Origin of the sequence: Mesorhizobium sp. B1-1-5, from assembly GCF_006443065.1 — a bacterium.
GTDB lineage: Bacteria > Pseudomonadota > Alphaproteobacteria > Rhizobiales > Rhizobiaceae > Mesorhizobium.
Window position 1 is genome coordinate 1 of sequence record NZ_VFWS01000310.1, and the last position, 1646, is coordinate 1646.

At 67.4% G+C, this 1646-nt stretch carries 1 protein-coding gene and 1 pseudogene; both read left to right on the forward strand.

The features are described from left to right. Nucleotides 1-671: pseudogene (locus FJ980_RS30755) on the forward strand (UxaA family hydrolase); the annotation flags it as partial. Nucleotides 672-706: 35 nt separating this feature from the next. Next, complete coding sequence (locus FJ980_RS30760) at nucleotides 707-1477, forward strand: ABC transporter permease (protein WP_140547332.1); 771 nt, start codon at nucleotides 707-709, stop codon at nucleotides 1475-1477. Nucleotides 1478-1646 lie beyond the last annotated feature (169 nt).

Below are 1646 nucleotides of genomic sequence, written 5' to 3' on the forward strand. Positions count from 1 at the left end.
ATCCGGTCGTGGGGGCCGCGGTCGATCTTCTGGTTTCGCATGGCGGCACCGTCATTGTCGGTGAGACCGTCGAGTGGCTGGGGGCAGAACATATACTCGCGGCGCGCGCTCGCGATGCAACGGTGGCACGACAGATCCTGCAGGCCGTGGAGCGCAAGGAAGGCTTCGCCGCCGCTTCCGGCCACAGCCTGACCGGCAACAATCCGGGCGAGGAGAATATACGCGGCGGATTGAGCACGATCGAGGAGAAGTCGCTCGGCGCCCTGGCCAAGACGGGAACTTGCCGCATCGACGGCGTGCTCGGCATGGCCGAGCCGGTCACCGCCGGCGGCCTTTACCTCATGGACGGCCCGTCCTTCTCGCCGGAATCGATGACAGGCTTCGCCGCGGCCGGTGCCCAGATCATGCTGTTCACAACCGGGCCAGGCAACAGCACCGCGAGCGCGCTCGCGCCGACGATCAAGATCACGGCGCGGCGCGAGACGGCTCGCCGGCTGCCTGAGCAGATCGATTTCGACGCCAGCCCGGTTTCGGAGGGGATCGAAACCGTCGCCGAAGCGGCGAACCGGCTGCTGGCGACCATCGTCGATGTCGCCGGCGGCACCCTCACCTTCGGCGAGATTTTGGGGGAAGGGCTCGAAGTTCCGACCCGCGTGCGGGGCTCGTTGTGACGGCTATCTCCTCGAACGATGCCGGCCAAAGGACAATGCGCTTTGCGCGCCTGACCAGCCTGTTCGTGTATTTGCGCACGATGGGCCTGTTCGTCCTTGCCTGGTATGTCGGCTCGTTCTTCGTGCCTTCGAAGCTGCTCTTGCCGTCGCCGGTCGCGGTTGCGCTTGCGCTGCGCGATACGGCCCTCAACGGCGAACTGCTCGGCAATGCAGGGATCAGTCTGGCCCGTCTGCTGGTAAGCGTCGCGGCTGCCGCGGCGGTGGCGGTGCCGCTCGGGCTGCTGATGGGCCGCAGCCGGCTCTGGAACGATCTGCTCGAACTGCCGGTGGAGATCCTGCGGCCGATAGCCGGCATCGCATGGATACCGCTTGCGCTCTACATGTTCGGCATCGGCCATCGGCTGCCGCTGTTCATCATGTTCTATACCGCCTTCTTCCCGCTGCTGATCGGCACCGCCGCGGGCGCCGCCGCCGTCGACAGGCGGCTCGTCGCGGCGGCCAGCACGATGGGCCTGTCCGGGCGGGCGATCATGCGGCGCGTCATCGTTCCGGCGGCGCTGCCGGCGATCCTGGTCTCGGCGCGGCTTGCGGTGGCGGCCTCGTGGACCGCCGTCGTCGCTGCCGAACTGGTAGGAGCGCCGAACGGCCTCGGTTACGCCATCGAATACTACCGCAGCATGCTGTTGACGCCGACGGTGATGGCTTTCATCGTCGCCATCGGCCTGCTCGGCTTCCTGACGGACAAGGGGTTGCGCTGGCTCTCTGATGTCTTGACTCCGTGGGCGCGGACGGAGGTGGCGCGATGAACAGGTTTGCGCTTCGCCTCATCGTTCCGGTGCTGCTGCTGGTCGTCTGGGAAGCTCTCGCGTCCGGCTCCGCCCAGGCGCCACGCCCCAGCACGGTGGCCGAAACGGCCATTTCCATGCTGCGCGACGGCGATCTCGTGGCCGGTCTCGCCACCAGCCTCGGACGGGT

Excerpts from the sequence above, each read along its gene's own strand:
- FJ980_RS30760 (WP_140547332.1), top strand. The coding sequence starts at position 707 with ATGCGCTTTGCGCGCCTGACCAGCCTGTTCGTGTATTTGCGCACGATG.